Genomic DNA, 24,608 nt, shown 5'->3' with positions numbered 1-24,608 from the left:
ACCACTCCGACTCCGCCACCACGCCCATGAACCACAGCCCCGCCCCCACCGCCCTGATCGCCGATGATGAACGCCTGATGCGTGAGCAGATCACCGCCCGCCTCAAGGAAGCCTGGCCCGAGCTGATCATCGTGGGCGAAGCGGCGAATGGGCGCGAGGCGGTGGCCATGGCGCGCAGCCAGGAGCCAGATATCGTCTTCCTCGATATCCGCATGCCGGAAATGGATGGCATCCAGGCCGCCAAGGCACTGGCCGGCCAAGCGCATGTGGTCTTCGTGACCGCCTACGATCAGTACGCGATCACCGCCTTCGAGCAGGGTGCGGTCGATTACCTGCTCAAGCCGGCCGACCCGGAACGGGTGGCGCTCACCTGCCAGCGCCTGCGCGAGCGTCTGACGCAGAAGCCCGACCCGATGGAAGGCCTGCTCGCCCAGCTATCGCAGCGTCTGGGCGGCGGCATGGAGCTGAAGCCACGCGAATACCTGCGCTGGGTACAGGCCAGCGTGGGTAATAGCATCCGCATGATTCCCACCAGCGACATCCTGTTCTTCCGCGCCGAGGACAAGTACACGCGCGTGCAGACCGAGAGCTTCGAAGCCTTGATCCGCAAGCCGATCAAGGAGCTGGTGGACGAGCTCGATCCGGATGAGTTCTGGCAGATCCACCGCGCCATCCTGGTGCGCATCGAAGCAGTCGAGCAGGTCAGCCGCGATTTCCGCGGCCAGCAGATCGTGCATGTGAAAGGCAGCAGCGAAACGCTGGAAGTCAGCCGCAGCTTCAGCCATCTGTTCAAGCAGATGTAAGCACAGCCGGGCACGTAAAAAAGCCGCGTCGATCGACGCGGCTTTTTGCTATCTAGCTGCCACCGAGATTAACCCAGCGTGCCGGTCAAGGCGGCCTTGCCATTGGCCGCCTCGGTATGGCTGCCCAGGCCCTCGCTGCGCTTGAATACCTCGGGGCGGGCCACGCTTTGAGCGCTAAGCGAGCGCACATCACCCGACAGCTCACCGCCCTCCTCGACCAGGATCTTGCCGTAACGGATGGTGCCGCTAACCCGCCCGGTCGCATGCACGATCAATTGCTGGCGCACGGTCAGGTCACCCTCGAAATGCCCGTCGATCTCGGCGATATCGATACTGACCTTGCCCGAAAACGCGCCATGCTCGCTGATGCGCAGCACGCGGCTATCCATGGTGGCCTCCACCCGGCCCTCGACCACCAGCGTATCGCAGTCGAGGATTTCCGCGCCCTTAAGCTTCACATTCGGGCCGACGATCAGGCGGCTTGGGCTTTCGCTACCCGCCTCGCGCGCTGACGTGGCCTCAGGCTTGCTGGCCACCGGCTCGCTGAGGGCTGGCGCGGCCGGCGATGGCGCACTCACTTCGCTGATGGCCAGACCCGCATAGGGATTGCTCGGGCTGGCGCTGCGGCTGGCCGTACCGGCCGTGGTACTGCTGGCGCGGCTATCGCGTTCATTGCCGTTGGCATTGTGGCGGGCAAGGGGGCTGGTCTTATTGAACATGGGCATCTTTCCAGTAAAGGGCTAGCAGACGCCAGCACGCGGCGCGGCTGGCAGGCAACCGGCGCAGGGCACGGCACCCAGGCCCTATTACAAGCATCGTGCCAGGCCAGATTTACCGTTTACTTTCATGCAGATAGCAAGACAGCTGCATCTAAAACCTCAGCCAAGTGCGCCAATACGTCGTGATCTGGCGACGGCCTGAGCCGGCCAGGCCGCTAAGTGCCTGATCGCACAAGCAGTGTGGCCGTCGCGCGATCACGACATCGTCATAGCTTGGTGGACCAGGGGGTTGACGCGGCACTAAATGCAAACAGGCCGCGCAAAGCGTGGCCTGTTGTTCGGCGGCGCGACGGCTTCAGATCAAAGCAGGCTTGCGCAGTGGTCGGCTGGGGAAGGCATGGCGCATCAGGCGCATGACCACCGTGAAGAACTGGCCGACGAAGCTGCCGCTATTGTAGTGCTGACCATAGCGCTGGCAGATCTCGCGCACTTCCACCGCCATGGCCGCATAACGGCGCGCCGGGATGGTGGGGAACATATGGTGCTCGATCTGGTGACTGAGGTTGCCGGTCAGGATGTGCAAGAGCTTGCTGCCGGTCAGATTGGACGAACCGCGCAGCTGGCGCACATACCAGGCGCCGCGGCTTTCATTTTCCAGCACCGAGGCCGGGAAGACTTCGGCGTGCTCGGTGAAGTGGCCGCAGAAGATCACCACAAAGGTCCACAGATTGCGCAGCAGATTGGCAAGCAGATTGCCGCACAGCACGGCCAGGAAGTGTGGGCCAGCCAGCAGCGGGAAGATCAGGTAATCCTTGAGCAGCTGACGGCGCACCTTGCGGCCCACCGGCGGCAGCTTGGCTAGCAGCTTGCGTATCGGTGCACGGCCGGTCAGATAGCGGTCGATCTTCAGATCGAAAATCGCAATCGCGCCCTGGAAGAACACGGCCTGCAGCGTGGCCCAGATCGGCTGCAGCAGATAGAACGGCCGCCAGCGCTGCTCGGCAAAGATGCGCACCGTGCCATAGCCAATATCGTGATCGCGCCCCAGCACATTGGTATAGGTGTGATGCTGGTAGTTATGGGTGTGCCGCCAGGCATCGCTGGTGCAGGCATGGTCCCATTCATAGGTCTTGCCATTGAATTCCGGGTCATTCATCCAGTCGTACTGACCGTGCATGACGTTGTGGCCCAGCTCCATATTCTCGAGGATCTTGGCCAGTGCCAGGCACAGGGTGCCGAGAATAAAGGTGGGCGGAAAAAAGCCGGCGAACAGCATCAGCCGGCCGGCCAGTTCGGCCACGCGCACGCTGGTGCGTACGCGGCGGATGTAGCGCGCGTCGACCTCGCCGAGCTCGGCCTGGTGTTTCTGTTGCAGGGCATCCAGCTCGGCGCCGAAAGCATCGATTTCGGCCGGGCTGAGTTGACGGCTAAGTGCCATATCTGGGGTCCTCGTTCGCTTACAGGTCGAGCGTCACATCGCCCACCGGGGCGGTGATGCACAGGCGGATGGATTCATTCGGGCTGGCCGACAGCTGGCCGGTCTGCAGATCGCGCACCACGCCGCTGATCTTCTTGCAGGTACAGGTATTGCAGATGCCCATGCGGCAGCCGCTGGCGGGCTTGAGCCCATGTGCCTCGGCCTGTGCCAGCAGGGTGGGGGCGCCCGTGCCGGCTTTGCTCTGCTGGGCACGTGCATAGCGCAACGTCACTGGCTGGCTATCGCTCTGGGTAAACACCGGCGGGGTAAACGCCTCGACCTGCAGACTGGCCACACCACCCAAGGCGGTCAGCGTGTCGCGCACGGTCTGGATAAAACCGAAGCTGCCGCAGGCAATCGCCTCGGTCTGGCTCAGCTCACCCAGACTGCTTAGATGGGCCGGACACAGGCGGCCTTGCAGCGCACCGTCCCGCCCCGTCTGACCAGTCAGCGCCAGCTGCAAGCGCCAGCGCGGCATGCGGCTGAACATCGCTTCCAGCTCGGGCAGATAGGCCATATCGCGTGCATCACGGCCGTAATAGAACAGGGTGACTTCCGCGCCACCGCCTTGCTGCTGCAGGCTGCGCAGCATGGCCAGAATGGGGGTGATGCCACTGCCGGCGGCCAGGAAGAGCTGATGCTGGCCGACCGACTTCAGGCCGAAGTCACCGTCGGCCTGGCCCAACTCCAGGTAGTCGCCCACCTTGAGCTGATCATGCAGCCAGTTGGAGACCAGACCGCCTTCGCTGCGCTTGACGGCGATTTCCAGCAGGCCCTTGCGGCGCGTGGCGGCGCAAGGGCTGTAGTAACGGGTATGGCGCACACCATTGATTTCCACGGTGAGCGGCAGGTGCTGGCCCGCCAGCGCGCCCAGCCAATGCGCGCTGGGTGCCAGCGTGATGGCCACGGTATCGCGGCCCTGCGCCTGCTTGGCCAGCACGCGGGCAAACACGCGTTTCAGGGTCAGTTGAGGATGGAACCAGCCTGCGTAGTAGTCGAAAACCGACTCGCGCAGAAAGCCGGCCAGGGGACTGCGTTGCAGGGCAGTCAGCGCTGGCAGAGCAAAATTCACCAGCGAGGTAGGCAGCAATGCCACGGACAAACTCCGATTTCAGTGAACAATTGTTCACAATGTTGCCGCGCGCTCGCATTTCAGTCAACATCTGTTCACTAAACATCGATCGGCGCCTGCCCTAGTTCAAACGCAGGCCCGGTATCTGCTACATTGCAGCGCGTTGCCATGCCCGCGCACCCAAACCCATAGCGGTAGAGATAAAGACCCCAAGCCTTGCTGATGCGCGCCGAAAAGAAACTACAGACCCGCCAGTCGCTACTCGACGCCGCCCTGGCGTTGATGGAGACCGGTCGCGGCTTCAGTGGCATCAGCCTGCGCGAGATCACCCGCGAGGTCGGCATCGTGCCGACCGCCTTCTATCGGCACTTCCCCGATATGGAGAGCCTGGGCTTGGCGCTGGTCGAGGAAGTCAGCAGCTCCTTCCGCGAAGCGATTCGTCTCGTGCGCAGTAATCAGTTCGAGCATCTGGGGGCGATCAGCGCCTCGGTTCAGATCTTCGTCGACTATGTGGTGGCCCACCGTCAGCTATTTCTGTTTCTGGCCCGTGAGCAATACGGCGGCGCCAGTGTGGTGCGCCAGGCCATCGAGGACATGCAGCAGCGCTTTATCACCGACCTGGTGGCCGACTTGAAGCTGATGCCCAAGCAGCGCCATCTGCGTGACGATGACTTAGAGATTCTGGCCGACCTGATCGTGAAGACGGTGTTTTCCAGCCTGCCCGAGCTGATCAACCCGGCCGAGCTTAAGGGTGCGCCGCTGCAACTGGCTCAGGACAGGCTGGAATCCAAGCTGCGCTTCATCTTCATGGGCGCCAAGTACTGGCGCGGCATACGCTGGGCCGCCAGCAGTAGCGATGGTGCCACTGCCAGCGAATAAAAAAGCCGCGCAGCTGCGCGGCTTTTTTCATGCCCAGACTCAGCGACTGGGCAAGGGGATGAAATCGGTCTCACCCGGTACTGGCGGGAAGCGCCCTTCCTGCCAACGCAGCTTGGCCGCCTCGATCCGTTCGCGCGAGCTGGCAACGAAGTTCCACCAGATATAGCGCGGCCCATCGAGCGGCTCGCCGCCCAGCACCAGCAGGCGCACCTCTTCCAGCGCTTCCACCCACAAGGTGACACCCGGCTGCAGCACCGCTAACTGGCCGGCTTCGACCCGCTCACCGTCAATCTCCACTACGCCGCGCGCCACATACACGCCGCGCTCGGCATGCTCGGATGGAATATCAAAGCGCGCGCCCTGCTCGAGCTCGCCGGCCACATACAGCGTATCGCCATAGGTGTGCACGGGCGAGGTGCGCCCATAGGCCGAGCCCAGGATCACCCGCAGGCTGAGGCCGGGCTGCTCGATCAGCGGCAGCGTGCTGGCCGGGTGGTGCCAAAAACCGGGTTCGGCATCCTCATGCGCCAGCGGCAGGGCAAACCAGGTCTGCAGACCATGCAGATGCTGGCCACTCTCGCGCAAGCCGGGCGAGGTCCGCTCCGAATGCACGACGCCATGCCCGGCCGTCATCCAGTTCACATCGCCCGGACGGATGGTCTGCACCGAGCCAAGGCTGTCGCGATGCAGGATCTCACCCTCGTACAGATAGGTAACGGTGGCGAGGCCGATATGCGGATGCGGCCGCACATCGATGCCATCGCCCGGTGCAAAGCTGGCCGGCCCCATATGGTCGAAGAAGATAAACGGCCCGACCGCCTGCTTGGGCAGGCTAGGTAAGAGGCGCCGCACCGAAAAGCCGCCCAGGTCGCGCTCATGCGGCTTCAATAAATGCTGAATGCTGGACATGCTCGCTCCTTGTTTACAGTCGGCCGGCATGGAAATCTTCCACTGCCTGCATCACTTCTTCACGCGTATTCATTACGAATGGGCCCCATTGGGCAATCGGCTCGCGCAAGGGCTTGCCGGCAATCAATAAGAGGCGCACCGGCTCGGCACCGGCCGCAACCAGCACACCATCGTGGCCAGCGCGGTTCTCCAGAATCCCCATCTGCTTTTCCTGGACCGGTTGGGCACGCGTGCCGAGCAAGGCTGTGCCCTGGTAAACATAGACAAAGCCGTTGAAGTCCTCGGGCAGCGCCTGCTCAAAGCGGCTACCGGCCGGCAGATGCAGGTCGAGATAGAGCGGTTCGGTATCCGGCTTCTGTACCGCACCCTGCACGCCTTCGGCCTCACCGGCAATCACCTTGACGGCCACGCCCGCCGCGGTGTGTAGCAGCGGAATCTCATCAGCCGGGATATCGCGGTAACTGGGCTCGCTCATTTTGTGCTTACCGGGCAGATTGACCCAGAGCTGGAAGCCCTGCATCAGCCCGTCCTGCTGCTCAGGCAATTCGCTATGCACAAGGCCACGCGCGGTGGTCATCCATTGCACGCCACCTGGTCCGAGCAGGCCCTCATTGCCAGCGCTGTCGCGATGGCGCATGCGACCCGCCAGCATATAGGTGACGGTCTCGAAGCCACGATGCGGATGGTCGGGGAAACCGGCCAGGTAATCATCCGGATTATCTGAATGAAAGTAGTCGAGCATCAGGAAGGGATCGAGGCGGCGCTGTAGGTCCTGCGTCAACACACGCAGGAGCTTGACCCCGGCGCCATCCGAGGTCGGCATGCCATTCACCAGGCGTTCGATTTCACGGGGCTTGCTCAGCGGGGCAGTCATGACAGAGTCCTTTCTGTGCGCACGGCGATCTGCCGCGCATGCCAGGCATTCTGGGCGGAAAGTGCCGGGCTGGATAGCGAAGGGTTTTGCTCTGAATGATCGTATTTTTTGAACAAGTGCTCATCAGCACGCGCCGGTGCGTCCAAGTGCCCATGCTAGAATCGCGCCCTAATCATGAACCTGCTTACACTCGACACCTCCACCGACTATCTGTCGCTGGCCTTGCACTACCGGGGCGACACGCTGCTGCGCGACTGGCATGCGCCGCAAAAGCATGCCGAGCTGACGCTGCCGCAGATCCAGCTGCTGCTGGCCGAAGCAGGCGCCAGCCTGAAGGACCTGGATGGCATTGCCCTGGCCATCGGCCCGGGCTCCTTCACCGGTCTGCGTATTGGTTGCGGCATCGTGCAAGGGCTGGCTTTCGGACTCGATATTCCCACCCTGGGCGTGAATACCCTGGCGGCTCTGGCCGCCGATTGCCCGGCGTCACGCGTGCTGAGCGTGCTGGATGCACGCATGGGCGAGTTGTATCTGGCAGGTTTCGAACGCCAGGGCGACGGCTGGCAGGAAGTAGTCGCGACCCAGGTGTGCGGCCCGCAGGCCTTGCCCGATTTGCCACCCGGCGACTGGTATGGCGTGGGCAGCGGCTTTGCCGTGCAGGCAGCGGCGCTGCAGGGGCGCTATGCCGGCCAATTGCTCGGCCAGGATGCGCAATGTTTCCCCCATGCGCGCGGCGTGCTCAAGCTCGCCCTGCCCGCGTTTGCCGCCGGCCAGGGCGTGCCCGCGCATCTGCTCGAACTGCTGTATATCCGCGATAAGGTGGCGCTGAAGACCAACGAGCGCCAAAAGGCCTAGGACGTCAGTCGCGGCGGACCGCTGACCGGGATGTCCTGAATTTCCACCACTTCGATCGGCTCGGCGGTATTCAGATCGATGCGCGTGGCGCGCTCATAGCAGTAGAAATCGCGCACGGCCTCGATGCCCGAGTAGCCGAGCGATTGAAAGGTCGGTTCCAGATCCTGCATGACCTGTTTGGCGCGATGGATCACATCCACACCGCGACGAGCCACGAATACCCGCCCCTCCAGCTCGAAACCGGCTTCCAGCATCGTGCGCTCGATAATCAGCCACAGCATGCGACAGGTGTCGTAAGGCAGGCTCAGGTAATCGAGATTGATCACGACGGCGAGATCGGCAGAGCGTTTAAGCATCGCGGCGGTATTTGTTGTCTTTATCTTGGTTAAAATTATCCTTTTCATCCTACATGCCAAGCGATTATTTGCTGGCCATTCCGCGTAATTAATGACATCCCGCCTGTGACCACCACCTCCTCCATTGCACTCCGCCCTTTCCAGGAAAGTGACCTCGCCGCCATGGCAGCCATCGAGGCCGAGCTGCAGAGCTTTCCCTGGACTGCCTTGCAGTTCATCCAGTCCTATAGCGAAGGACATCGCGGCCTGGTGGCAATGGCAGGCGAGGAACTGGTCGGCTTCGCAGTGACCCAGCTGGTGCTCGACGAATTGTCCTTGCTGACCCTGGGCGTGAAACGGGACTGGCAAAGGCGCGGCATTGCCCGCCAGCTGGTGGAGGCCATTGCGGAACAGGGTTGTGAACAAGGGGCGGCTGTCTTAATGCTGGAAGTGCGCAAGAGCAATACGCCCGCCCGCTCGCTGTACCGCCGGCTCGGCTTCGTGGAAACTGGCTTGCGCAAAGGCTATTACCGGGCCGAGGAAGGCCGCGAGGATGCGGTGCTGATGGCACTGACCCTGGACGAAGGCGGACGATGAGCGATCAATACACCGAACTGGTATTGGAAGAACTGGGCCTGCTGCCGCTCTGGCTGCCGCCCGAGCGCATGCCGACACCGGCAAGCTGCCCGCGCACGGCGCCGCCCGCCGCTGCCGCGCAAGAAGCCAGCCCGGCCATCGACAAGCCAAGCGACACGGCCAATCCGCCTCAAGCGCTACGCAGCCGCCCGCCCCTGCCCGCTACGCAGCCAGCAGCGCCTACGCCGGCACCGCAAACCGAAGCCAGCCCCGCAGGCAGCGTCAACCGCGACGAGCGCGCCCTGAGGATTGCCACGCTGGACTGGGAAGGCCTACAAGCCGAGGCGCAGGCCTGCACGGCCTGCGGCCTGTGCAAAACACGTAACAAGGTGGTGTTCGGCGTGGGCCAGCCCAGCACCGACTGGCTGGTGGTGGGCGAAGCGCCCGGTGCCGAGGAAGATCGCCAGGGCGAGCCCTTTGTCGGTCAGGCCGGCAAGCTGTTGGACAATATGCTGGCCGCCGTCGGCCGTTCGCGCCAGGAAAATGTCTACATCCTGAACACGCTCAAATGCCGGCCACCGCAGAACCGTAACCCGCAGCCAGATGAAATGGCGCTATGCGCACCCTTCCTGCAAAGACAGGTGGCGCTGATTCAACCCAAGGTGATCTTCGCCGTCGGGCGTTTCGCGGTTCAGGCCTTGCTGGGCCGCGATGCCAGCATTGCCAGCCTGCGCGGTCAGCTACACGAGTATCAGGGCATCCCGGTGGTGGTCAGCTACCACCCCGCCTATCTGCTACGCAATCTGCCTGACAAGATCAAGGCCTGGCAGGACCTGCTGCTGGCACGCAAGACCCTGGCCGAGCGCAAGGCGCCCGGCACCCAGCCCTAGTCGCGCAGGTATTTGTCGTAGATGGCCTGGTAGCGGCCCGATTTCTTCAGCTCAGCCAGGCCAAGATTGAAGTCGTCGCGTACCTGCTGGCTGCGGAACACCGGCCGGTAGTCCTGCGGATTGACCGCCGTGAACGGATGCTGACTGACCGGCAGCAACTCGAAGCCCTCGGCTTTCAGCTGCAGGCTGAAATAGCGAAAAATGCTGATATCGCTAAGCACCACATCGTAGCGCCCCTTCATCAAGGTCTTCACCTGTATCGACTGATCGTTCTGCTCGATATAGCGCCCGGCCTTCTGCGCGGCGCGTAGCCATTGCGGATAGCGGTTCACCGCGCCGGCAAAGGAGACAATGGTCAAGCCGTTCAGATCGGCCGGCTTATTGATGCTGAGCTTGCGGCTGGCCAGGGTGAAGAACACATTCTGATAGATGACCGCCGGATCGCCGTAGTGGGCACCCCAGGGTTGCAAATCCTCGCCCAGATCGGTCATCGCTGCATCCACCTGGCCGTTCTTGAATGCCACCGGCACACGGGCAAATGGATAGTAGAAGGGCTTGAGCACATGGCCCTTGTAGGCGAGCGCCGCGCCGATGACTTCCAGCTCGATGCCGGAATTGGTCTTCGGGAAGCAGAACGGGGGAATCTTCTCGCCGAAGGCCATGCGTACATCATCCGCCAGTACGAACATGCTGCCCAGCAGGCAGATCAGCCAAGCCCAGCGCATCATGACGGTACTCCCGCGGGCAATAAGGCAGCGGATACCCAGCCGGCATCCGGCACGCCATCTGTCAGATATGCCTGCTCCAGCCAAAGATGGGCGGCCAACAGGCCCAGGTGCAGGCGTGGTGCCATGCCGATGGGATAGCAGACACGTCCCTGCGCATCACATAACTGCCAGTCGCCCGGATGGCGCTGGCAGTATTCGCCGGCCTCGCGTTCGCTACGGAAGCAATGCAGGGTGTTGGTGGCAAAACAGAGTGCGTAGATCATGCTTTTCCTCCGCGCCCAAGCCGCCTCGCTAGCCGTCGAGCGCTTCTTCCAGTACCGCGATAAAGCGGTCGTTTTCTCCCGTCAGGCCAATCGAGACCCGCAAGCTGTCTCTCATACCATAGCTCGCCAGCGGGCGAATGATGACCCCGCGTTGCAGCATGAACTGATTCAGCGCCGGGCCATCACCCACATGGAAGGTGATGAAGTTGCCGTAGCTGGGGATAAAGGGAATGCCCAGGCGCACGAAGGCGGAAGTAATCTGCTCCATGCCGGCGCGGTTGACGCGCACCGTCTCGCGTAGATAGTCGAGGTCGTCGAGCGCCGCCACGGCCGCGGCCTGCGCAAGGCTGTTCACATTGAAGGGCTGGCGCACGCGGTTCATCAGATCAGCCACCTCGGGCGCGGCAATGGCAAAACCAATGCGCAAACCGGCCAGGCCGTAGGCCTTGGACAGGGTGCGGCTGATGATCAGATTGGGAAACTGGCGCTGCAGGGCTAGCGAGTCGCTGCGCTTCTCGGCCGGCAGGTATTCGGTATACGCCTCGTCCAGCACCACCAGCACCGTGGCTGGACACTTTTCCATGAACTCGACCAGATCGCCGGGCCGGCACATCGTGCCGGTCGGGTTGTTCGGGTTGGCGATAAACACCAGCTTGGTGCTCGGCTCGATGGCGGCCAACATGGCATCCAGATCATGACCGAAATCGACCGCGCGTACCTCGATGCCACGCGCGCCGACCGCCTGGGTGGCCAGCGGATACACGGCGAACGAGTATTGCGAGTAGACGACGCTGTCAGCCGGGGTCAGGAAGGTACGCGCCGCGAGTTCAAGAATATCGTTCGAGCCATTGCCCAGCACGATCTGCCCTAGCCCCACGCCGAATTTTTTTGCCAGCGCGCTCTTCAGGGCAAAGCCATTACCATCCGGGTAACGCGCCAGCTCATCCATGGCCTGCAGCATGGCGGCGCGCGCCTTGGGGCTGATGCCGAGCGGGTTCTCGTTCGAGGCGAGCTTGACGATATCGGCCTCATTCAGCTGCATCTCGCGCGCGAGTTCCGCAATCGGCTTGCCGGGCTGGTAGGGCGCAATCGTGCGGATATAAGCAGGGGCGAGTTGACTCAGAGACATCGGACTTCCTTCCAGTAGCGCCGGGCCCGGCCCGGGACAAACAGTGCGCTCAGGCCTCGCGGGTCACGCGCAGCACTTCTTCCAGCGTGGTTTTGCCGGCCAGGACCTGAGCGACACCATCGCTGCGCAGGCTGTGCATGCCGCAGCTGGCACCGTGCTCGCGGATGCGCGCCTCGCTGGCGCCGTCGTGGATCAGGCGGCGGATCTCATCGTCCACCGTCAGCAGCTCGTACACGCCGGCACGGCCCTTGTAACCGAGCTGATTGCAATGCTCACAGCCGACCGCGCGATAGAGCGCACGTGGTTCGCTCAGGCCCAGGGCGGCCATCTCGGCGCTATCGGGCGTGTAGGCCTGCTTGCAGGCCGGGCAGAGCTGGCGATACAGGCGCTGGGCCAGCACGCCGATCAGCGAGGAGGCGAGCAGGAAGGGCTCAATGCCCATATCCACCATACGCGTCACCGCGCCGGGCGCATCATTGGTGTGGATGGTGGCCAGCACCAGATGGCCGGTCAGCGAGGCCTGCACGGCGATCTGCGCGGTTTCCAGATCACGGATTTCACCGATCATGATCACATCCGGGTCCTGGCGCAGAATCGCGCGCAGGGCACGGGCGAAGCTCATATCGATGCGCGCATTGACCTGGGTCTGCCCCACGCCGTCGAGGTCGTATTCGATCGGGTCTTCCACCGTCATGATATTGGTGGTGGAGGCATCCATGGCTGCCAGCGCCGCATACAGCGTGGTGGTCTTGCCCGAGCCGGTTGGGCCGGTCACCAGCACGATGCCATGCGGCTCGGCGATCAGCTTGTGCATGACTTCCAGCGTGCGGCCTTCCATGCCCAGCTTCTTCAGGTCGAGGCGGCCGGCGGATTTATCCAGCAGACGCAGCACGGCACGCTCGCCATGCCCGGTGGGCAGGGTCGACACGCGCACATCCACCGGTCGACCGGCAATACGCAAGGTGATGCGGCCATCCTGCGGCAGGCGCTTCTCGGAGATATCCAGATTCGCCATCACCTTGATGCGCGACACGATGGCCGAATGCAGCTGGCGCTTCGGTTCGATCACATCGCTGAGCTTGCCGTCGATGCGAAAGCGCACAACCGAGCGGGTCTCGAACGGTTCGATATGGATATCAGACGCGCCCTCGCGCAGCGCCTCGGTCAGCAAGGCATTGATCAGCTTGATGATGGGCGCGTCGTCTTCCGCTTCCAGCAGGTCTTCGATGGCGGGCAGGTCCTGAGCTAGCCGGCTCAGATCCATATCGGCCGCCACATCCTCGGCCACATCGGCCGAGTGATTGTCCTGGCGGGCGAACAGGGTAGCGAGGCGCGCGTCGAACGCTGCGCCGTCCAACATTTCCACATTCACCGGCCGACCCAACAGGCGGCGCAGCTCCATCAGGCCTGCCAGATCGCTGCCCTTCTTCATCAGGACATTGACCGTACCGCCCTGCTCGGCGATATCCACCACGCCGCGCTGGCGGGCAAAACCATAGCTGGCGAGCTTCTGATAGCTCATGGCTGCTTGGCCTCGCCTTCAGGCTTGGCATCCGGCTTGGCGGCATCCAGCGGCACCAGGCCCTTGCCCGGGCGTGCATCCAAGGCGGGCAGCACCACATCGGGCAAATCGGGCAAGAGCGCGCGCTTGGGCGGCTGATAGGCCTGCTGGGCTTCTCGCAGCATCTGGTAGCGATCATTGCTCAAGGCAGCGGCGCTCTGACCATCACGCAGGATGACCGGGCGCAGGAAGACCATCAGATTGGTGCGGGTGTTCTGGCGCTTTTCATAGCGGAACAGGCGGCCCAGCAGGGGGATATCGCCAAGCAGCGGCACCTTGTTGTCGGTCTGGGTCACATTGTTCTGGATCAGCCCACCGAGCACGATGATCTGGCCATCATCAACCAGCACCTTGGAATCGATCGAGCGCTTCTTGGTGGCAATGCCGGCACCATTGGTCACCACGGTGGTATCGATGCTCGACACCTCCTGGTAGACCTGCATGGTGATCGCACCGCCCTCCGAGACCTGCGGCTTGACCTTCAGATTGATACCGACGTCCTTGCGCTCCACCGTGGTGAAGGGATTCTGGTTGCTGCCGGTCGAGGACTGCGTGCCGGTCACGATAGGGATGTTCTGACCGACCAGAATGGTCGCCTCCTCATTGTCGAGGGTGAGCAGATTTGGCGTGGACAGCACATTGCCGTCGCCGTTTGATTCCAGCATGGTGGCCAGCACGCCCAGGGTCTGATTGCTATTCGCCACCCCCAGGGTCAGCCCCTGCGGCAGCGAGGTATAGGCCTTGGTAGCAATCGCCGTGGCGATCGAACCAATACTGCTGCTGCCAGCACCCAGATTGCTCAGGCCGCCGCCCGAGGCATCCGAGCCCTGCCCGGCCAGCAACCACTGCACGCCGAACTCACCGACCTTGTCCACCGACACCTCGGCAATCATCGCCTCGACATAGACCTGGGCACGGCGCGCATCCAGGCGGTCGATCACCGCGCGAATATTGTTATAGATATTGTCCGGCGCAGTAATGATCAGCGCATTGGTGGTCGCATCCGCCTGCACGGCCACACCGGGGGAAATCTGTCCGCCGCCGCTGCTGACCGAGGTGCTGGCCGCCGCGGCATTGGCCGCTGCATTGCCGCCACTGGGCGTGGCCGCGGCCTGCGGCACATCGGTGCCAGTCAGAATGGCCTTCAAGGTCGCCGCCAGCTTGGTCGCCTCGGCATTCTTCAGATATACGACATGGATATTGCCGCCCGCGGCCCCGGGGCGATCGAGGCTATCCACCACCTGCTTGATCTGGCCGAGGTGGGCGGCATTGTCGCCGCGCACGATCAGGGTATTGGCGCGACTGTCCGGTATCAGCGTGGTCTTGCGCACGCCTTCCATCTGCGCACCGGCCGGCGCGGCCGAGGCCACGCCCGGTACGGTCACCTCGGGCATCAGCTTGCCAATCATCTGCGCCACTTCCAGCGCCGATGCATATTTGAGCGGCAGGGTGATCAGATCATTGGCGGCCGGGCGGTCGATATTGGCGATGATCTGATTGAGCCGCTTCACATTGTCGGCATAGTCGGTGATCACCAGCACATTCGAGCCTGGGTAGGCGGCAATCGAATTATTCGGCGTGATCAGCGGACGCAGGATGGGCACCAGCTGGGCGGCTGATTCATGCGTAAGCGGATAGACCTGGGTCACGATGCGATCGCCACCCACATTCAGCTTCTGGTTCACTGTTACGCCATAGTTCTGCTTGGCATCGGCCTCGGGCACGATCTTGATCGCACCGGGTGTTTCCACCACGGCAAAGCCCTGCAGGCGCAGGGCCGAGAGCAGAATCGTATACACCTCGCGCTTTTGCACCGGGCTGGATGACACGATATTCACCGTGCCCTTTACGCGCGGATCGAGCACGAAATTCTTGCCGGTGATCAGACCCACGGCCTTCACGGTCGATTCGATATCCGAATTGACGAAGTTGAGCATCACCTTGTCTTCGGCGGCCATTACCTGGCCGGCCAGCATCAGGGCAAGAACGAGCGTTTTCAAAGGTTTCATGGTGCAGTTTGGCTCTCGATGCTGAAGCGCAGATTCATGGGCGTGCCATTGCGCAGAAGTTCGATATTGACGTTTTTGGCGCGGCTGAACGCCGAGTACAAGGAAGAGATATCCGCAGCGCGTTGCAGCGCGGTGCCATTCACACTGGTCAGCACATCACCGCTCTGCAGACCGAGCGGACCGGCCAAAGGTTGCGCGGCAGCGTTATCCACCAGCACGCCCGCATTGCCGGGCGCATCGTTCAGACCACGCGTCCAGTCGTTCACATTCAGGCTTTGCATGCCGGCAGCCAGCGCCTGGCGGCTCAGTGTACGCACATCACCCTCACGCCCACCGCCCTGCGCCCCTATCGGCACGGCACGGCCCGGGCGCACCTGATTCTGCGGCGCAGGGGGTGGGGGCGGCATGCCCTGTGCCACCAGGGGCGGTGGCGCGCTGGCAGGGTTATAAGCAGTCAGCCCCTCAGCCGCCGGCTTGGCATCCAGATCAATCCGCTCACGCCGACCGCGGTTATCCAGAATCGCGTGATCGGCATTCACTTCCACGAGGCGCACGCCCCCTTCCACTTCCTCGCCAGTCTTCACCGCCATGGCCGGCGAGCCTGGGCGCTCGAAAATGGCCGCAGCGGGCGACACAGTGGCAATCACACCGCGCAGCTTTAAACCCAGGGAAGACAAGGAGACAGCCTGCTCGGATTGTTCGCTGAACAAGGCATTCAGCGCCGACATATCTAGACTGGCGACGGGCGCGACGATGGCACTGGGCGCAGCGACGGGGGCGGGCGAGCGCGGCGCGAATAACTGCCAGATCAGGCCCGCGGCCAGCCAGGCGAGCACAACAATAAGCAGGCCATGCAGGCAGCGATAGAACCAGGGCGAAGCAGGTAGGGAGACAATCATCCGAGGCTGGAGCCGATGTTCGGGTCGAAATATGCAAAGTGATTACTCACCTGCGACAGCCGGCATTTATAGCAGCAAGACATGACCGCCGCCATCAAAGCAAAAATTATTCGAATCCGTTGACACAAAACGAAACACCGTGCTTTAATCCGCCCCCTCGCAACGACGCCAAGTCGCAGCGAGCCAACGCGGAGTGGTAGTTCAGTTGGTTAGAATACCGGCCTGTCACGCCGGGGGTCGCGGGTTCGAGTCCCGTCCACTCCGCCAAGGATTACTTAGATTGTTGCCCAGCAGTACGCAGCAATCGATCAAACAGCGAATGACTTGACGCAGTTTGATCAGGCGTGTTTCAATGCGCGCCTTTCCGAAATCGGAAATACAGATTTCGGGCGGTTAGCTCAGGGGTAGAGCACTGCCTTCACACGGCAGGGGTCACTGGTTCGATCCCAGTATCGCCCACCAAGTCAATGCCAAGGCCGCAAGGCTTGACGCATAGGAGTGGTAGTTCAGTTGGTTAGAATACCGGCCTGTCACGCCGGGGGTCGCGGGTTCGAGTCCCGTCCACTCCGCCAACGTAAAGCCCAGTCTTCGGACTGGGCTTTTTGCATTGGCGCGCCGGCATCCAACTATCAGCCCCCTGCCCGGCCCGGTTAGAATCGCCGCCTGCCTAGATACTGCCAAGACCATGCTGCCAGCCCAGTTCGACCAAGCCCTGCAAACCTGTTTACTGCGCGACCAGCACGGCCTGCGCCAAAAGGCGCGCACGCTGCGCGAGCGCATCAAACAAAAACAGCCGGCCGACAAGCTGGCGCAGGAACTCGAACAGGCGATCGGCGTATCGCAGGCCAAATACCAGGCACGCCTGGGCAAGTTGCCCAAGCCCCAGTTTGACGAAGCCCTGCCGGTCAACCAGCGCCGTGATGAATTGCTGAAGGCGATCAGCGAGCATCAGGTGGTGATCGTCTGCGGCGAAACCGGCTCGGGCAAGACCACCCAGCTGCCCAAGCTCTGCCTGCAACTGGGCCGCGGCGTGGCCGGCCTGATCGGCCATACCCAGCCGCGCCGGCTGGCCGCACGCACGGTGGCGACGCGGATCGCCCAGGAACTGAAGACCGAGATCGGCGACACCGTCGGCTATAAGGTGCGCTTTACCGACAAATCGTCCGAACTGAGCCTCGTGAAGCTGATGACCGACGGCATTCTGCTGGCCGAGACCCAGACCGACCGCTTCCTCAGTCAGTACGACACCATCATTGTCGACGAGGCACATGAGCGTTCGCTCAATATCGATTTCCTCTTGGGCTTCCTGAAGCAGCTCTTACCCAAGCGCCCCGACCTCAAGGTCATCGTCACCTCGGCCACCATCGATGCCGAGCGTTTCAGCCAGCACTTCAATGGCGCGCCGGTCATTGAAGTCAGCGGCCGTACCTATCCGGTTGAGGTGCGCTACAAGGAACTGCGCTCAAATGACGCCGATGACGCCGATCTGGAGATGGAAGAGGCGGTGGTCGATGCGGTGCAGGAAGTGTGGCGCCATGATGGTCTTGGTGATGTGCTGGTATTTCTGCCGGGTGAGCGCGAAATCCGTGAAACCGCCGAGCAGCTACGCCGAGCCAAGATCATGGGGGCCGAGATCGTGCCGCTGTTTGCGCGCCTGTCGGTCGAGGACCAGCAGAAGGTGTTCAAACCGAGCAATGGCCGGCGCATCGTGCTGTCCACCAATGTGGCGGAAACCTCGCTGACCGTACCCGGTATTAAATATGTGATCGACTCGGGCCTCGCGCGCGTGAACCGCTATTCGCCGCGCGCCAAGGTCGAGCAGCTGCAGATCGAGAAGATCTCGCAGGCCAGTGCGCGCCAGCGCGCCGGTCGATGCGGCCGGGTGGCGGCCGGCGTCTGTATCCGCCTCTACTCCGAAAAAGACTTCAACACGCGCCCGGCGTTTACCGACCCGGAAATCATCCGCTCCTCGCTGGCAGCGGTCATCCTGCGCATGCAGGCGCTGCGCCTCGGCAAGGTCGAGGACTTCCCTTTTCTGGAAGCGCCGTCGGGCCGCCTGATTGCCGACGGCTATGCGCTCTTGCACGAGCTGGGGGCCGTGGACGAGCAAGGCACGCTGACCCGCCTCGGCACCGAGATGGCGCGCCTGCCCATTGACCCGAAGATTGGCCGCATGCTGCTGGCCGGGCGTGACGAGGGCTGCCTGAGCGAGATGCTGATCATTGCCTCAGCGCTCAGTATCCAGGACCCGCGCGAGCGGCCGTTCGAAGCACGCGACGCCGCCGACCGCGCCCAGGCGAAGTTCGCCGACGAAAAGTCCGACTTCGTCAGCCTGCTCAATCTGTGGGCTTTCTTTGAAGCAGCGCTGAAAAACAAGCAATCGAACCGCCTGCTGGTACAGGAATGCCATGCGCACTTCCTCAGCTATCTGCGCATGCGCGAATGGCGCGAGCTACACAAGCAGCTGGCCGATATTGTCGAGGACATGGGCTGGAAGCCCAGCGCCGCGCCAAAAACCGAAGCGCCTGCCGCACGTAACGATGTACCGCATCTACCCAAGAAGGCGGAGAAGGAACGCCAGCAGGCCGCCCAGCACGCTTACGACGCGCTGCACCGCGCGCTGTGCGCGGGCCTCTTGGGCCAGGTCGGCTTCAAGCAGCCTGAGGACGATGAATACCTCGGTGCGCGCGGCATCAAGTTCAGCATCTTCCCCGGCTCGGCACTGAAGAAGGCACGCCCGAAATGGGTGGTCAGCGCCGAACTGGTGGAAACCACCAAGCTGTATGCGCGCTGTGTGGCGGCCATCCAGCCCGAATGGCTGGAGAAGCTGGCTGGCCATCTAGTGCAGCGCGACTACTTCGAACCGCATTGGGATGAAGGTATGGGCCAGGTGGTGGCCAGCGAACGGGTCACCCTGTATGGCCTGCCGGTGATTGCCAAGCGCCGAATCCATTACGGCGCGGTACGACCCGAGCATGCACGCGAGATTATGCTGCGCGAGGGCCTGGCCGGACGCCGCTTCAATACCCGCGCCGCCTTCTGGCTGCACAACGAGAAGCTGATCAGCGAAATTGAGGAGCTCGAGCACAAGGCGCGCCGCCAGGATGTGCTGGTGGACGAGGAAGTGCTGTTCGCCTTCTATGAGCAGAAGGTACCGGCCGACATCATCAATGCCCAGGGTTTCGAAGCCTGGCGCAAGCAGGCCGAGAAGGACACACCGCAGCTCCTGTTCCTTAGCCGCGACGACCTGATGCGCCATGCGGGCGAATCGATTACCGAGCAGCAGTTCCCGCCCGAACTGGTGCTCGACGGCCTGCCCCTGCCGCTGGCCTACCGCTTCGAGCCCGGCCATGCGCTCGATGGCGTGACCGTGCAGCTGCCGCTGCATCTGTTGAACAAGGTCAATGGCGCGGCGTTCGACTGGCTGGTGCCGGGCCTGATCCGCGAAAAGATCACCCTCTTGGTCAAGTCGCTACCGAAGAGCATCCGCCGCCAGTGCGTGCCGGTGCCCGAGTTTGTCACGCGCATGATGACCGAGCTGGACCGCGCCGACCGGCGTGCGCCGCTGTTGCCCCAGCTGGCCCATGCGGTCGGTCGTGGCATTGGCGCGCCGGTCAGCGTGGATGAATTCGACGCGAGCGAATTGCCCAAGCATCTGCAGATGAATATCCGCGTGGTGGACGACGCCGGCCAGGAATTGGCCAGCGAACGTGATCTGGTGCTGTTGCGCAGCAAGCTCGGCGAAGCGGCACAGATGACCTTCCGCGAAGTGGCGGCCGCGCCGGTTTCCAGCAGCAAGCCTGGCCAGCCGCCAGCGAAAGGTCAGCAGGCCAAGGCACAAGCCGCGGTACCCGCGCAGCCCAAAGCCAGCGGCCCGGCCATCGAAAAGGACGGCATCAGCAGCTGGGACTTTGGTGACCTGCCGGCCAAGCTCAATTTTGAGCGCCACGGCGCCATGCTCAGCGGCTATCCGGCCCTGGTGCCGCATGAGGGCGCCTGTGCAATCCGCCTGTTCGATGTGGAAAGCATGGCCGCAGCCGAACACCGCCGTGGCGTGGTGCGCCTGATGCAGCTGGAACTGAAGGAACAGGTCAAGCAGCTGCCCAAATGCTTCGCCAACTTCACCCAGACCGCGCTCTTGCTGCGCGGCCTGGCTGATTCGGACAGCCTGATGGACGACCTGGTGGCGGCCGTGTGCGACCGCGCCTTTGTCGGTGACGATGAGCTGCCGCGCAGCAAGAAGGATTTCGACAACCAGAAACAGCGCGCCAAGACCCGCCTGCCCGCGGTGCGCGATGCAGCGTATCGTGCGCTGCAGGAAGTGACCGCCGAATACCAGCAGCTGCAGGGCATCCTGGCCAAGCCGGTGCGGCTGCAGAGCGAACTCAAGCAGCAGCTCGGTCGCCTCGTTTACAAGGGCTTCCTGAGCGCCACGCCCTGGGAGCAGCTACCGCATCTGCCGCGCTACCTGAAGGCCATGAAGGGCCGCCTGGCCAAGTACAACGACAACCAGGCACGCGATGCGCAGCGTGGCGCCGACGTGGCGGCGCTGTGGGCGCGCTGGGAGGCCGAGCAGGACAAATGGCGCAAACAGGGCCGCGACCCGGCGCCGCTACTGCCCTTCCGCTGGATGCTGGAAGAGCTGCGCGTGAGCCTGTTCGCCCAGGAGCTGCGCACGCCCTATCCGGTATCGGTCAAGCGCCTGGAGAAAATCTGGGCGGAGCTGATTAGACAGTAGCCAGCACGCAGCCATCAGGTTCTACACTGCAGGTGGGAATCGGAAAGGGGGCGGCAATGCGGTTTTTTCTGGCTTGGCTGGGCTTGCTGGCCCTGACCAGCTTTGCGCAAGCCAGATCTTTGGCGGAGCTGGTGTTTGCCGTGCGTCCGCTACCGCCCTATATGGAACCGACGCCGAACGGTTATCGCGGCGCGCATATCGACATCATGCAGACCCTGGCCAAACGCCTGGGCGTGAACCTGAGGCTGCAGGAATGCCCTACCCTGCGCTGCCTGCGCATGCTGGAAGACGGCTCGGTGGATGTGAGCATGGGCTTTGCGCGCGAACCGAGCCGCGAGGCCTATCTGTATTTTGTACAGCCACCGTATGCAAGCCCAACCCGCACGCTGTTCTATCTGCGCCAGAACGAGGTGCGCCCGCTCGCTACACTAAGCGAGCTCAATAGCTTCCGGGTCGGCTTGGTGCGCGGGGTGTTCTACTCCGATGCGCTGGCGAAGATTCCCGAGCATCAACGCGATTACGCGCCCGATATGGAGAGCAATTTCCGCAAGCTGGTGGCCGGTCGGGTCGATGTGGTGCCGGCGGGTATCAATGTCGGCACCCGGGTGGTCGAGAAGCTAAGCCTGGCGGCGGACGTGAAGCTGGCCCAGCTGAGCCTGGTGGTGAACACCGAGCGGTATATCTCGCTCTCGCGCCTATCGCCCTGGTATGCGCAGCGCGGACTACTGGAGCGCGAGTTCGCCGCCATGCTGGCCGCCGGCCAGGTCGCGGCGATTCTGGCCCGTTACGAGGAAGGCCAGCACTCGACCCGCCCTGCCGCCCCTTCAGGCCAGTAGGGCCTTAGCCGCGGCATGCAGCTCGGCCGTGGCCGCCACCAACACGCTGCCGTCCGAATCCTTGTGCAACGCGTTCCCCTGCCAATCGGTCATCAAGCCGCCCGCACCCTGTACCACCGGCACCAGGGCAGCGAAGTCATGCAGCTTGAGGCCGCTTTCCACCACCAGGTCATAGCCGCCGGTGGCCAGCAAGGCATACAGATACGCGTCGCCACCCCAGACCGTGAAACGGCACTGCGCTTGCAGCGCGGCGAAGCGCTCGCCCGCCTGGCCAGGCAGATATTGGGTGCCGGTGGAACCCAGGCGCGCTTCACCCAGCGCGGTGATCGCCGAGCTGTGTACGGCCTGGCCATTCAGCGTACTGGTCTGGTCAGCCACGCCTACCCAGCGCTCCTGCAGCACCGGCTGGTCGATGATGCCGAGCACCGGCTTACCATGGTGTAGAAGGCCAATCAGCGTGCAGAAGGTCGGCCGGCCGACGATGAAGCTCTTGGTACCATCCACCGGGTCGAGCACCCAGACCCATTCGGCGTCCTCGCGGTCGCGGCCGAATTCCTCGCCGATGATGCCGTGGCCGGGCAGCTCGGCCGCCAGCAAGGCACGCATCGCCTGCTCGGCGCCACGGTCGGCCAGGGTCACCGGGCTGGCATCGGCCTTGTCGTCAATGGCAAGCCGGGAACGGTAGTAAGGCAGGATGGCGGCTCGGGCCGCATCGGCCAGGCGGTGGGCAAGGGGCAGGAAATCGGCAGCTGCTGACATGGGGCTCTCGTTATTGGGGAACGGCATGGGGCGGCCATGATAAACGAGGCCGTTGCCAAGCAGGCGGCGCACTGCATGCTAGGTGCAGCGCCACGCCCACTCAGCGCTTCTCGCTGCCCTCGGCCGGCTTGTCCGACTTGGGCTTGAACTTGCCACTGAGCTTGTCCAGCACATCGGGCACTAGGCGCTCGGCAAAACCGCACAGAAAGCTCCACACCCCGAGCTTGGTCACATCCTCGGCGCTGCGCGGCAGCGGCAGACCCAGCTCAGGCAAGGGGGCAAACTGCGGGAACAGGGTCTTGCTCAGGCCGTCCTGCAAGATCTGCCCGATCAGCCCGCTGGCCAGCAGGCCGTAGCCGATCAGCGCGAACAGGCCGGCCAGCAGCATGGCCTGCACCACGCTGCCCTGACCGATATCGAGCGCGCACAGATTGCCGAAGGCGGTGCTGCGGCTCGATTCGCCCGGCCGGGTGGCGCTGGCCGATTGCGAACGACGCGCGATGCTCGCATAGCCGCCGCTCACGCCCAGCCAATACACCATCGCCACCATGGCCAGGGTGGGCACCTCGATCAGCCAGGCGAACCAACCCAGGGTCAGCATCAGCACGCTGATCATCAGCAGGGTTTCGCCTAGGCGCTTGCGCAGACGCCACGCTTCCTGCTCGCGCAGCAGATTCTTGCGAAACGCCCACTGGCGCTCGGACTGCAGATTGAGCGCCCAGGCCAGCAGGCGGGCCGGGTAATCGTCGCAGCCCGGTTCGGGCCGGTTGCTGGCCGGATGGGCGAAGATCTGCGCGAGGATGGCCGCGCGCTCTTCCAGCTGGTGCAAGGGCATCAGCTGCAGCACCCATAGCTCCAGCGTGAACAGCTGCTGCCAATCAAGCTGATCGCAGCCATCGGCCAGCGCCTTGGCCTCAGCATAGCGTTCGCTCTGGGCGCTCTCGGCCGGCAGGGCGCGAAAATCGGCCACCACCTGGTCCACATAGGCACCGCCCACCGCACGCACCTGGGCCAGTGGGCGATAGGCCCGACTCGATGTACTCATGGTTTCCTCCGGCAATTTTGTGCGCACAGCATCGGCATGCTCGCGCGCAATTGCAAGCCTGGCCTGAAGCCAGCGAGAATCGGCGCTTTCTGACCGATGGAATACCCGATGCGCGCGCTCGTACTGCTGTTTGCCCTCCTGGGCCTAGCACAGGCCCAGACCGTGGAGGAAGCGCGCCTGACGCGTGCCGAGCTGGCCATGCCCGAGGTGCGTGCGGCCTTTCAGGGTCTGGAACGCGATTTCGCGCATGACTGGCAGCGCACGACCAGCACCGACGAGGCGACGCGGCTGGCGCGCGAGACCGGCCGCCGCCTGTGGCTGGGCGCCCGCGCGCGCCTGAAGCAGCTGGCCGACTATGACGACCGCCCGCTGTACTGGAGCCGGCTAGCGCTCAGCCGCACCGTGCGCGATACGGCGCCAGGCTTTGCCATCAGCACCGCGCAGCGTGACGCGGCGCTGTCCGCGCTGGAACTGGCCAGCCGCGGTCAGGATGAGCTGCAGTTCGCCGCGCGCAGCGCGCAAAAGCGCGTACTGATCACCGGCTTCGACCCCTTTCTGCTCGAACGCAATCTGAACCAGAGCAATCCCTCGGGCGTGGCCGCACTGTGGCTGGACGGACGCGAGTTGATGCTGGACGGCCAGCTCGTACGCATTGAAGCCGCCGTGTTCCCGGTCCGCTATGCCGACTTCGATGCCGGCGCGGTCGAGCGCTTTCTGCGCCCCTGGCTAGGCCAGATCGACCTGCTGGCCACCATCAGCATGGGCCGGCAGGATTTCGACCTCGAGCGCTTTCCGGGTCGGCGCCGCTCGGCCAATGTGGTGGACAACCAGGACCTGCTGCCCGGCGCCAGCCGCCAAGACCCGCAGCCGCCCAAGCTCGATGGGCAGCCATTGAACGGGCCGGAATTCGTCGAGTTCTCGCTGCCGGTGGCCGCCATGCAGCGCGCCCAGGGGCCGTATCGCATCGTCGATAACCGTTGGGTGCGCGTGCTGCCCGATACGCGCCTGGAAGCGCCCTCCCTGGCTGCGTTGGGCGGCAAGATCGCGGTCGAGGGCGGGGGCGGGGGCTATCTGAGCAATGAGATTTCCTACCGCGCCGTGCGCCTGCGCGATGAGCTGGGCCTGCGCCAGCTGCCGGTCGGGCATATCCACACCCCGGCAATTGCCGCCTTCGAGCCAGACAAGACCCGCGACATCGTGGCCCAGATCGAGGCCATGCTGCGCGCAGCGCTACAGCCGGGCTAGCCGCGCC

At 63.5% G+C, this 24,608-nt stretch carries 22 protein-coding genes and 3 tRNA genes; 11 read left to right on the top strand and 14 right to left on the bottom strand.

The features are described from left to right. Positions 1–26: 26 nt before the first annotated feature. Positions 27–803: a LytR/AlgR family response regulator transcription factor gene (locus BT173_RS05360; protein WP_072427586.1), complete on the top strand. Its 777-nt coding sequence runs from the start codon at positions 27–29 to the stop codon at positions 801–803. Between the two features lie 68 nt (positions 804–871). Here BT173_RS05360 and BT173_RS18970 read toward each other — a convergent pair whose 3' ends face one another. The 3 genes from BT173_RS18970 to BT173_RS05345 all read right to left on the bottom strand — a co-directional run bounded on the left by BT173_RS18970 (position 872) and on the right by BT173_RS05345 (position 4,095). Then, a complete protein-coding gene (locus BT173_RS18970) occupies positions 872–1,522 on the bottom strand; it encodes a polymer-forming cytoskeletal protein (protein WP_084658209.1) in 651 nt (216 codons plus the stop codon). A gap of 355 nt (positions 1,523–1,877) precedes the next feature. Then, positions 1,878–2,960, bottom strand: coding sequence for a fatty acid desaturase family protein (locus tag BT173_RS05350; RefSeq protein ID WP_072427585.1), 1,083 nt, complete (start codon positions 2,958–2,960; stop codon positions 1,878–1,880). Positions 2,961–2,979: 19 nt separating this feature from the next. Further along, complete coding sequence (locus BT173_RS05345) at positions 2,980–4,095, bottom strand: ferredoxin reductase (RefSeq protein WP_175545556.1); 1,116 nt, start codon at positions 4,093–4,095, stop codon at positions 2,980–2,982. Between the two features lie 198 nt (positions 4,096–4,293). On the opposite strand from BT173_RS05345, the gene BT173_RS05340 reads away from it, so the two are divergent. Continuing rightward, positions 4,294–4,950, top strand: a complete 657-nt coding sequence (locus tag BT173_RS05340) for a TetR family transcriptional regulator (RefSeq protein WP_217651407.1) — start codon at positions 4,294–4,296, stop codon at positions 4,948–4,950. 39 nt (positions 4,951–4,989) lie between these two features. On the opposite strand, the gene BT173_RS05335 is transcribed toward BT173_RS05340, so the two are convergent. Further along, complete coding sequence (locus BT173_RS05335) at positions 4,990–5,859, bottom strand: pirin family protein (RefSeq protein WP_072427583.1); 870 nt, start codon at positions 5,857–5,859, stop codon at positions 4,990–4,992. A gap of 13 nt (positions 5,860–5,872) precedes the next feature. After that, on the bottom strand, positions 5,873–6,733 hold the full coding sequence (locus tag BT173_RS05330) for a pirin family protein (RefSeq protein ID WP_072427582.1): 861 nt from the start codon (positions 6,731–6,733) through the stop codon (positions 5,873–5,875). Positions 6,734–6,907: 174 nt separating this feature from the next. On the opposite strand from BT173_RS05330, the gene tsaB reads away from it, so the two are divergent. Then, entirely contained in the window at positions 6,908–7,588 is a 681-nt protein-coding gene (gene tsaB / locus BT173_RS05325) for a tRNA (adenosine(37)-N6)-threonylcarbamoyltransferase complex dimerization subunit type 1 TsaB (protein WP_072427581.1), read from the top strand. Here the strand turns inward: tsaB and BT173_RS05320 are convergent. Then, a complete protein-coding gene (locus BT173_RS05320) occupies positions 7,585–7,944 on the bottom strand; it encodes a hypothetical protein (RefSeq protein ID WP_072427580.1) in 360 nt (119 codons plus the stop codon). The two genes, tsaB and BT173_RS05320, sit on opposite strands and share 4 nt — an antisense overlap. A gap of 105 nt (positions 7,945–8,049) precedes the next feature. On the opposite strand from BT173_RS05320, the gene rimI reads away from it, so the two are divergent. Both rimI and BT173_RS05310 read left to right on the top strand, forming a co-directional pair. Beyond that, positions 8,050–8,520, top strand: coding sequence for a ribosomal protein S18-alanine N-acetyltransferase (gene rimI, locus BT173_RS05315; RefSeq protein ID WP_139256049.1), 471 nt, complete (start codon positions 8,050–8,052; stop codon positions 8,518–8,520). Then, positions 8,517–9,389 (top strand): uracil-DNA glycosylase, encoded by an 873-nt coding sequence (locus tag BT173_RS05310; protein WP_072427578.1) that lies wholly within the window; start codon positions 8,517–8,519, stop codon positions 9,387–9,389. Before rimI ends, BT173_RS05310 begins: the two co-directional genes overlap by 4 nt. Here BT173_RS05310 and BT173_RS05305 read toward each other — a convergent pair. The 6 genes from BT173_RS05305 to BT173_RS05280 are packed head-to-tail and all read right to left on the bottom strand — an operon-like array spanning position 9,386 to position 15,978. Next, positions 9,386–10,117: a substrate-binding periplasmic protein gene (locus BT173_RS05305; protein WP_072427577.1), complete on the bottom strand. Its 732-nt coding sequence runs from the start codon at positions 10,115–10,117 to the stop codon at positions 9,386–9,388. The two genes, BT173_RS05310 and BT173_RS05305, sit on opposite strands and share 4 nt — an antisense overlap. Further along, a complete protein-coding gene (locus BT173_RS05300) occupies positions 10,114–10,380 on the bottom strand; it encodes a hypothetical protein (RefSeq protein ID WP_072427576.1) in 267 nt (88 codons plus the stop codon). Before BT173_RS05300 ends, BT173_RS05305 begins: the two co-directional genes overlap by 4 nt. Before the next feature lie 28 nt (positions 10,381–10,408). After that, the gene (gene hisC / locus BT173_RS05295; RefSeq protein ID WP_072427575.1) at positions 10,409–11,509 is read right to left on the bottom strand and encodes a histidinol-phosphate transaminase; all 1,101 of its coding nucleotides are present in this window, start codon (positions 11,507–11,509) and stop codon (positions 10,409–10,411) included. 49 nt (positions 11,510–11,558) lie between these two features. Next, positions 11,559–13,031, bottom strand: coding sequence for a type II secretion system ATPase GspE (gene gspE / locus BT173_RS05290; RefSeq protein WP_072427574.1), 1,473 nt, complete (start codon positions 13,029–13,031; stop codon positions 11,559–11,561). Continuing rightward, the gene (gene gspD / locus BT173_RS05285; RefSeq protein WP_084658205.1) at positions 13,028–15,079 is read right to left on the bottom strand and encodes a type II secretion system secretin GspD; all 2,052 of its coding nucleotides are present in this window, start codon (positions 15,077–15,079) and stop codon (positions 13,028–13,030) included. Before gspD ends, gspE begins: the two co-directional genes overlap by 4 nt. After that, a complete protein-coding gene (locus tag BT173_RS05280; protein WP_072427572.1) occupies positions 15,076–15,978 on the bottom strand; it encodes a type II secretion system protein N in 903 nt (300 codons plus the stop codon). The genes gspD and BT173_RS05280 overlap by 4 nt, the downstream gene beginning before the upstream one ends. 190 nt (positions 15,979–16,168) lie before the next feature. Here BT173_RS05280 and BT173_RS05275 point away from each other — a divergent pair. The 5 genes from BT173_RS05275 (at position 16,169) to BT173_RS05255 (ending at position 21,552) form a co-directional block, all read left to right on the top strand. Beyond that, positions 16,169–16,245: transfer RNA gene (locus tag BT173_RS05275), tRNA-Asp, on the top strand. Between the two features lie 120 nt (positions 16,246–16,365). Next, positions 16,366–16,440: transfer RNA gene (locus tag BT173_RS05270), tRNA-Val, on the top strand. 33 nt (positions 16,441–16,473) lie between these two features. Then, positions 16,474–16,550: transfer RNA gene (locus tag BT173_RS05265), tRNA-Asp, on the top strand. A 113-nt stretch (positions 16,551–16,663) separates the two neighbouring features. Then, positions 16,664–20,716, top strand: coding sequence for an ATP-dependent RNA helicase HrpA (hrpA, locus tag BT173_RS05260; protein WP_072427571.1), 4,053 nt, complete (start codon positions 16,664–16,666; stop codon positions 20,714–20,716). 56 nt (positions 20,717–20,772) lie between these two features. Then, positions 20,773–21,552, top strand: coding sequence for a substrate-binding periplasmic protein (locus BT173_RS05255; RefSeq protein ID WP_072427570.1), 780 nt, complete (start codon positions 20,773–20,775; stop codon positions 21,550–21,552). Here the strand turns inward: BT173_RS05255 and BT173_RS05250 are convergent. Both BT173_RS05250 and BT173_RS05245 read right to left on the bottom strand, forming a co-directional pair. Then, on the bottom strand, positions 21,541–22,311 hold the full coding sequence (locus tag BT173_RS05250; protein WP_072427627.1) for an inositol monophosphatase family protein: 771 nt from the start codon (positions 22,309–22,311) through the stop codon (positions 21,541–21,543). The two genes, BT173_RS05255 and BT173_RS05250, sit on opposite strands and share 12 nt — an antisense overlap. 100 nt (positions 22,312–22,411) lie before the next feature. Continuing rightward, the gene (locus tag BT173_RS05245) at positions 22,412–23,356 is read right to left on the bottom strand and encodes a hypothetical protein (RefSeq protein WP_072427569.1); all 945 of its coding nucleotides are present in this window, start codon (positions 23,354–23,356) and stop codon (positions 22,412–22,414) included. A gap of 108 nt (positions 23,357–23,464) precedes the next feature. On the opposite strand from BT173_RS05245, the gene BT173_RS05240 reads away from it, so the two are divergent. Continuing rightward, a complete protein-coding gene (locus BT173_RS05240) occupies positions 23,465–24,601 on the top strand; it encodes a PA0049 C-terminal domain-containing protein (RefSeq protein ID WP_084658203.1) in 1,137 nt (378 codons plus the stop codon). Positions 24,602–24,608: the final 7 nt, after the last annotated feature.

Source organism: Chitinimonas taiwanensis DSM 18899 (genome assembly GCF_900119825.1).
GTDB classification, from domain to species: Bacteria; Pseudomonadota; Gammaproteobacteria; order Burkholderiales; family Chitinimonadaceae; genus Chitinimonas; species Chitinimonas taiwanensis.
This window is presented reverse-complemented; position numbering and strand designations above follow the sequence as displayed.

Excerpts from the sequence above, each read along its gene's own strand:
- BT173_RS05360 (WP_072427586.1), top strand. The coding sequence starts at position 27 with ATGAACCACAGCCCCGCCCCCACCGCCCTGATCGCCGATGATGAACGC.
- BT173_RS18970 (WP_084658209.1), bottom strand. The coding sequence starts at position 1,522 with ATGTTCAATAAGACCAGCCCCCTTGCCCGCCACAATGCCAACGGCAAT.
- BT173_RS05350 (WP_072427585.1), bottom strand. The coding sequence starts at position 2,960 with ATGGCACTTAGCCGTCAACTCAGCCCGGCCGAAATCGATGCTTTCGGC.
- BT173_RS05340 (WP_217651407.1), top strand. The coding sequence starts at position 4,294 with ATGCGCGCCGAAAAGAAACTACAGACCCGCCAGTCGCTACTCGACGCC.
- BT173_RS05335 (WP_072427583.1), bottom strand. The coding sequence starts at position 5,859 with ATGTCCAGCATTCAGCATTTATTGAAGCCGCATGAGCGCGACCTGGGC.
- BT173_RS05330 (WP_072427582.1), bottom strand. The coding sequence starts at position 6,733 with ATGACTGCCCCGCTGAGCAAGCCCCGTGAAATCGAACGCCTGGTGAAT.
- tsaB (WP_072427581.1), top strand. The coding sequence starts at position 6,908 with ATGAACCTGCTTACACTCGACACCTCCACCGACTATCTGTCGCTGGCC.
- BT173_RS05320 (WP_072427580.1), bottom strand. The coding sequence starts at position 7,944 with ATGCTTAAACGCTCTGCCGATCTCGCCGTCGTGATCAATCTCGATTAC.
- BT173_RS05310 (WP_072427578.1), top strand. The coding sequence starts at position 8,517 with ATGAGCGATCAATACACCGAACTGGTATTGGAAGAACTGGGCCTGCTG.
- BT173_RS05305 (WP_072427577.1), bottom strand. The coding sequence starts at position 10,117 with ATGATGCGCTGGGCTTGGCTGATCTGCCTGCTGGGCAGCATGTTCGTA.
- BT173_RS05300 (WP_072427576.1), bottom strand. The coding sequence starts at position 10,380 with ATGATCTACGCACTCTGTTTTGCCACCAACACCCTGCATTGCTTCCGT.
- hisC (WP_072427575.1), bottom strand. The coding sequence starts at position 11,509 with ATGTCTCTGAGTCAACTCGCCCCTGCTTATATCCGCACGATTGCGCCC.
- gspE (WP_072427574.1), bottom strand. The coding sequence starts at position 13,031 with ATGAGCTATCAGAAGCTCGCCAGCTATGGTTTTGCCCGCCAGCGCGGC.
- gspD (WP_084658205.1), bottom strand. The coding sequence starts at position 15,079 with ATGAAACCTTTGAAAACGCTCGTTCTTGCCCTGATGCTGGCCGGCCAG.
- BT173_RS05280 (WP_072427572.1), bottom strand. The coding sequence starts at position 15,978 with ATGATTGTCTCCCTACCTGCTTCGCCCTGGTTCTATCGCTGCCTGCAT.
- hrpA (WP_072427571.1), top strand. The coding sequence starts at position 16,664 with ATGCTGCCAGCCCAGTTCGACCAAGCCCTGCAAACCTGTTTACTGCGC.
- BT173_RS05255 (WP_072427570.1), top strand. The coding sequence starts at position 20,773 with ATGCGGTTTTTTCTGGCTTGGCTGGGCTTGCTGGCCCTGACCAGCTTT.
- BT173_RS05250 (WP_072427627.1), bottom strand. The coding sequence starts at position 22,311 with ATGTCAGCAGCTGCCGATTTCCTGCCCCTTGCCCACCGCCTGGCCGAT.
- BT173_RS05245 (WP_072427569.1), bottom strand. The coding sequence starts at position 23,356 with ATGAGTACATCGAGTCGGGCCTATCGCCCACTGGCCCAGGTGCGTGCG.
- BT173_RS05240 (WP_084658203.1), top strand. The coding sequence starts at position 23,465 with ATGCGCGCGCTCGTACTGCTGTTTGCCCTCCTGGGCCTAGCACAGGCC.